The sequence below is a fragment of the Lentiprolixibacter sp. genome (assembly GCF_982873095.1).
The window spans coordinates 1-6,200 of sequence record NZ_CEYNTP010000172.1 but is presented as its reverse complement, the minus strand read 5'-3'; the positions used below and the strand labels follow the sequence as shown (position 1 = coordinate 6,200).

The 6,200-nt window shown below is 45.1% G+C and carries 7 protein-coding genes and 2 pseudogenes; 1 reads left to right on the top strand and 8 read right to left on the bottom strand.

Going from position 1 to position 6,200, the window contains the following annotated elements; genetic code table 11:
• From AC4E7D_RS10415 to cyoE, 7 genes and pseudogenes are all read right to left on the bottom strand, one after another.
• A pseudogene (locus AC4E7D_RS10415) lies at positions 1-190 on the bottom strand (DUF420 domain-containing protein); the annotation flags it as partial.
• A 1-nt stretch (position 191) separates the two neighbouring features.
• Positions 192-920, bottom strand: coding sequence for an SCO family protein (locus AC4E7D_RS10410; protein WP_490173734.1), 729 nt, complete (start codon positions 918-920; stop codon positions 192-194).
• Between the two features lie 2 nt (positions 921-922).
• A complete protein-coding gene (locus AC4E7D_RS10405; protein WP_490173733.1) occupies positions 923-1,552 on the bottom strand; it encodes a hypothetical protein in 630 nt (209 codons plus the stop codon).
• A 74-nt stretch (positions 1,553-1,626) separates the two neighbouring features.
• Positions 1,627-2,010, bottom strand: a complete 384-nt coding sequence (locus AC4E7D_RS10400) for a cytochrome C oxidase subunit IV family protein (RefSeq protein ID WP_490173732.1) — start codon at positions 2,008-2,010, stop codon at positions 1,627-1,629.
• 40 nt (positions 2,011-2,050) lie between these two features.
• A pseudogene (locus tag AC4E7D_RS10395) lies at positions 2,051-3,017 on the bottom strand (cytochrome c oxidase subunit 3).
• Positions 3,018-3,118: 101 nt separating this feature from the next.
• Positions 3,119-3,697 carry a cytochrome c oxidase subunit 3 gene (locus AC4E7D_RS10390; RefSeq protein ID WP_490173731.1) on the bottom strand — a complete coding sequence of 193 codons (579 nt, stop codon included), beginning with the start codon at positions 3,695-3,697 and terminating at the stop codon, positions 3,119-3,121.
• Between the two features lie 5 nt (positions 3,698-3,702).
• On the bottom strand, positions 3,703-4,602 hold the full coding sequence (cyoE, locus tag AC4E7D_RS10385) for a heme o synthase (protein ID WP_490173730.1): 900 nt from the start codon (positions 4,600-4,602) through the stop codon (positions 3,703-3,705).
• A gap of 112 nt (positions 4,603-4,714) precedes the next feature.
• Between cyoE and AC4E7D_RS10380 the strand changes: the two genes are divergently transcribed.
• Positions 4,715-5,617 (top strand): MBL fold metallo-hydrolase, encoded by a 903-nt coding sequence (locus AC4E7D_RS10380; RefSeq protein ID WP_490173729.1) that lies wholly within the window; start codon positions 4,715-4,717, stop codon positions 5,615-5,617.
• Between the two features lie 45 nt (positions 5,618-5,662).
• Here the strand turns inward: AC4E7D_RS10380 and AC4E7D_RS10375 are convergent.
• On the bottom strand, positions 5,663-6,200 hold a 538-nt coding region (locus tag AC4E7D_RS10375; RefSeq protein WP_490173728.1), incomplete at its 5' end, for an energy transducer TonB.

The following is a 6,200-nucleotide window of genomic DNA, read 5'->3' as shown; positions in this document are numbered from 1 at the left end:
CAATAACCGCTACAATTAACAAGACGGCCGTTAGCCCATTGATGGTAGCATAGATAGGAGGGAGAAAGCTAAGGGGTTCCACATTGGGTATGCGAATACCAAACAATACCGCTACCACAACCGGTATGACTATAGAGATGGCCGTAATATATCGCTTAAATTTCTTCTCCTGTGCTGCTGTCCGATCCATATTATTCTTCCAACAATTTCCTGATATCCTCTTTTAAAATACTGATTTGCTCTTCCTCCCCTTCAGCATTGACCCCCTGGGCTTCAGTGATGGTTCCACGATAATAAATAATGGGATTTCCAAAATCGTCCCTTCGGGATCTAATGAAGCCTTCCTTGTCGATCAGGGCAAAGAGCCCGGAATGCTCAAAACCTCCGGGTACGTCCCGGGCTTCTGCTGCGAAGATGTTGAAACCCACATTGGCCAGTTCGTAAATGGTTTCCCGTTCCCCCGTAAGCAAATGCCAGTCCATATCCGTTATCCCGTATTTCTCTGCGTATTCCTTGAGCACTCGGGGCGTATCGTAATCCGGGTTGATGGTAAAAGAGGCCGCCCCAAAGTTTTCGTACTCCTTGAATTCCTCCTGCAAGGTTACCAGGTTGCGATTCATGATCGGACAAATGGTAGGACAGGTAGTAAAAAAGAACTCGGCCACATACACCTTTCCCAGGTAGTCATCATTGGTGATCAAAAGGCTGTCCTGGTTAAGTAAAGCAAAGGGAGGAACTTTCCTTTTCTCGCCATTCAGCACTACATAGGCTAGATTGTCCTCCGGATTTTGGATATTCATCCGGTCTCTCTCCACAACCTTTCCCTGCTGCAGGCGGTCCACAATCCTCGGGACAAAAATGATCCCAAAAACAAGGATAATGAGGGAAATCCAGATATAGTGATACTTACCGCGTTTCAATATTACTCTCTTTGTGCATTATTTTTCTTCAGCGCCAGACGGTACTCGGCCAGGATTACCTTAACATCATCTTCCATCTTGTTGTTAAGCTCGGCCACTGAGGTAGCATTAAAACCATATTTAAAGCCTTCATCCTCATCGTCATCCCGTCCCCTGAGGTTCCTGTTCTTATCAATTATGAAAACATAGTGCGTGCCCAATTGCCCATCGAGTTCCAGGTTGGTGGAAAGCGAGTTGAACAACTCCCTGACATCCTCTTCGTTTCCGAAAACAAATTTCCAGTTAACTATATCCGTAAGCTCTGCCAGATCCGCTTTGAGATCTTCCACTTTATCTTCGGTACCTTCGGGCAGTACCATGACCATCTGAAAATCTCGGAATTCATAGAAGGGCTTATAAATCTTTTGATTGAGGTTAAAGGCATTCCCCTTTTTCAACTCCATGTCGTATCCCAAAAATCCGAGGATGCTAATCTTACCGCTAAGGGTTTCCTTCGGATTAAAAGCATCGAGGTCCTGTACGTTTTCCGTTAAGGTGGGAAGTCGTCCAAAATTATTCACCCCGGAGGCAAAAAACATATAGGCTACCAGGGGAAGGATAAAAAGGACCACCAAAACAAAGGTCTTTTTCATGGCTAAAATGCTCTGAACTGCAAAAATAAAAAAGACGGCTGTCAAAACCGTCTTTCAATGCTGTTAAATCCTTGTTAGAAATCCCAGGGAACGAAGCCATCTTTATATACGTTGTAAATATAATCGGCCTCAAACAAAAGGATAAAGATCAGATAGGACACCAGGAAGATTGGGGTCCAGACAATAGTTCGCCTCAAGGAACTCTTTTCATCCCTCAGGTGCATAAAATCCCAGGCAATGTAGTAGGCTTTTACCAGGGTTAGCAAGATAAAGATCCAGTTAAGGAGTTTCATCCCGATGAGTGTATTTTTTGTTAGTACCTCAGGTTTGGTAATCCCCAATCCCACCTCTATGGCAGTTACTATGGATAAGAAAATCAATACCCCCCAAATCTTTTGGGTGTTGGACTTAAACTTTAGCAGGCCTCTGAAAATTTCCAGTTTGTGTGCGTGTGCCATGTATTTAATTTCAGTTATTTCTAATTTATTAAAAAGTGCATTATACGAGGTAGAAGAATGTAAATACAAATACCCATACCAGGTCAACGAAGTGCCAGTACAGCCCTACCTTTTCAACCATTTCATAATGTCCACGGCGCTCGTAGGTGCCCAGGATGATATTAAAGAAGATGATAATATTGATGACTACCCCGGAAAAAAACGTGGAAGCCGTGGAAGCCGGTTATAAAGAAAAAGAAATCAGCAAACAGACGACTACCGTATTCATTGCGGATAAGGTTGGCCCCTTCCACAACCAATTTGGCATCCTGTATCCTTTGCAGGGATTCTTCCCTGTTCAGGACGGTCTTTTCCCCTTCTTCGTTGATCGTTTCTGTACGAATAAGTATGTTGGGATTGGCAAGAAACCCGGCCTTCACCTCTTCCAGTGAGTAACTGGTAAGTGCGGGTTCATCCTTGAACCAGACCCCGACGTTCTTGCTGTGTTGTTCTCTTTCACCAGGTACATACTGCGCAAAATCAGCCGGTGCTGCCCGATCACCGGTGTCTGCTTTGACAAACTGAAGGATACGCCCCCCGTTCGTTTCCAGAGCGCCATAGTCCCCTTTGATAAAGGTAGCCCATTCCCAGGCCTGCGACCCAACGAATATGGCCCCACCGATAATGGTCAGGAACATATACAGGATGGTCTTATTTTTCTTCATATTATGCCCTGCATCTACGGCAAGTACCATGGTCACGGAAGACATGATAAGGATGAAGGTCATAAAAGCCACGTAGTACATCGGGTAATTCCCGTGAAAGAATGGTACGTGCGTAAATACTTCGTCCGCAATGGGCCAGGTTTCAATAAACTTAAATCTGGAAAAGCCATAAGAAGCGAGGAATCCGGAGAAGGTCAGGGCATCGGAAACGATGAAAAACCACATCATTAATTTACCATAACTCGCTCCAAGTGGGCGGTTACCCCCACCCCACACGTTTTCTTCAGTAACCGTTGTATCCATAAAAATATAATGTGCTTAACAGAATATTGGCAAATTTACACCTTTTTCCATGATAGAAAAGTGGATTCTTTTTTCAATGCCAAATTTATTGTTTTGCTCGATTAAAAGAAGTAAAAAAACAAGATCAAATACACCCAGAGCAAATCCAGAAAGTGCCAGAAAGTAGCCCCAAGGTCCAACCCCAGGTATTCGGCTGCGCTGTACTTACCCCTAAGCTGATTAACCAGGACTACTGACAGGGAAATCAATCCTGCCACCAGGTGAGCTATATGCACCATGGCAATCAGAAAAATATAGGAAAGAGTAATATTGCTGGTGGGCCCTGTGAAATAGTACCCCATGCCTATCATGGCTGAAAAGCCCTGAAACTGCAGGACAATAAAGGTAATTCCCAAAACCAGTGTGAGTACCAGCCATTGTGTACAGGCTTTTTGTTTGTCCTTCTTAATTGCCCTTTTCGCCAGGATATAGGTCAGGCTACTGAATATTAGCACTACGGTGCTGTATAGAAAAGCCTGAGGCAAAGTGAAATCAGTCATCCAGTCTTCCCGTGAACTGCTCACAATATATGCGCTGGTCCACCCGGCAAACCCCATAATAAGGCTGACTATACCAAACCAGAGCATCATTTTTTTCGCCCTGGCATTTTTATCTCTTTCTGTTCCCTGTGTAAGATCCATTTTGGTTACAAGAATTTATCAATTACATAAACCATTTGCATAAGTGTAATATAACTCACGCTGGCCAGCATAAGTCTTCGCGCTGTTTTGTTATCACGCATATTAAAAAGCCTGAAGGCAAAATACAGCATTACCAGGCCCATCAGAAACACGACTATCCCCCCTACCACTGATAGGGATAACCGACCCGTGATGCCAAATGCCGGGATGACAGAAATGATAATCATCCAAATAGTATACATGATGGTCTGCAGTACTGTTCCCTTGTCCTTTGCCCCGGTTGGCAGCAATTTAAACCCAGCCCTTTTGTAGTCCTCATCCAACATCCAGGCAAGGGCCCAGAAATGCGGAAATTGCCAGAAGAACTGTATCATGAAGAGGGTCCCGGGTTCAATTCCAAAATCATCGGTTGCCGCTACCCAGCCCAGCATGAAGGGAATTGCGCCCGGAAGGGCACCTACGAATACGGCTAGGGGCGTTATCGTCTTCAGAGGCGTATATACCCCTGTATAGAGGAATATAGAAATCGCAGCGAACATTGCCGTTTTCGGGTTGAGAATATACAAGCTCACAATACCCAATAAAGTCATGGAAACGGCAAGGACCATGGCCTTACTCACCGAGACTCTTCCGGCAGGAATTGGCCTGTTGCGCGTACGCAACATTTTTGCATCCAATTCCTTTTCAATAATCTGATTAAAGGTATTGGAAGCCCCTACCATGCAGTAGCCCCCAAATCCGAGCAGCAGCAGGGATAAGACCTCAACCCTTTCTGTTCCCAGCAGGTATCCGGCCACAGAAGAAAAAACAACGCTTACGGCGAGCCTGGCTTTGGTAATCTCCTTAAAATCGGCAAGTAATAAGGAAAAAGTGTAATTACCTGCCGTCTCAACTGCCGTCTTCATGCTGTTTTTTTCAGGTTGCAAAGATAAGGTCCCATAGAAATATATCCAACGATATCCCAAGCTTTGTAGTATCTTTAAGAAGCTGTTGTTAAACCCCTTAAATATGGAATTCATGTCAAAGAAATTCAAGCTGCTCCTCCTGACTTTTCTGCTTTCTGGCGGCACATATGCCTACGCACAACAAGAGGAAGTAGTTATTAAAATAGACAGCCTTTCTCCAGATGTATACATGCTAACCGGTCAGGGCGGAAATATCGGGATCTATGTGGGCGAGGAATATGTATTGATGATAGATGACCAGTTTGACCGCCTCAACAAAAAGATCAAACAAGCCATACGTCAGATCTCAGATAAGCCTATACGATTTCTGTTCAACACCCATATGCACGGCGACCATACCGGTGGCAATGCCGCTTTTAACACGGAGGGCACCACCATTGTAGCGCACGATAATGTGCGGGAACGGGTACGCTCCAATAACCAGAAAAAACTGGAGGAACAGGAAATTAGTATGGATTTTTTTAACCGGATGCTGCCAGAGATCACTTTTTCCGAAGACATCACTTTTCACGAAGGGGAGGAAACCATTATGGCCTTTCATGTGCATGAAGCCCATACAGACGGGGACGCTATGGTCTACTTTGCAAACAACAATGTGCTGCATATGGGGGACACCTATTTTTCCGGACGGTATCCCTATATTGATTTGAACAGTGGGGGGAGTGTTAATGGCCTGATTGCCGCCCAGAAACGCGCCCTGATGCTTATCAATGACGGAACGACTATCATCCCCGGACATGGCCGTCCTTCCAGCCGGGCAGAACTACGTCGGTATATTGAAATGCTTGAAATATTAAAATCCAATATGGAAAAGGCAATTGCTTCCGGCAAAACACTGGAGGAAGTTCAGTCAGACCCCAATATCGGTTCGGGATATGACAGCACCCACGGTGGCGGGTTTATAAACCCGGAGCGGATGCGCACCATTTTTTATAACAGCCTGAAAGGCAATTAAAAAATCCCCGGGAATACGGGGATTTTCTATAGATCTTTCTTTTTCTTACTGTAGCTTAAACGTAATAGGGATACTGAAGGGAACCCTCACTGCCCTTCCCCTTTGTCTACCGGGGGTCATTTTGGGAAGTTTCTGGATGATCCTCAACGCCTCAGCCTCGAGGTTTTTGTCCGGTCCGCGATATCGGATATTTCCGATACTTCCATCGGTCATGATCGTAAACATCACATTTACCCTTCCCTGAATTCCCATTTCCTGGGCAATTTCCGGGTAACGGAAGTTTTTCCTGATGTGTTTTTGGATCATTTCATTGAAACACGCCCTCTTATCAGAAGCGCCTTCACAACCGGGATAAACCGGCACATCCTCAATAACGGCAAAAGGTACATCTTCTATTTCTTCTACCTCTTCCACTTCTACGTCTTCGATCTCTATAACCTCTTCTTCCTGACTGGTTTCAGTAGATTCGATCACAGTTTCTTCAACCTCTTCCTCATCTTCTACCACTTCAATCACCTCAGGTGCTGCTGGGGGTGGAGGAGGTGGAGGCGTTTTGATCTGCTCGGTCATGGGAACTTCCTCG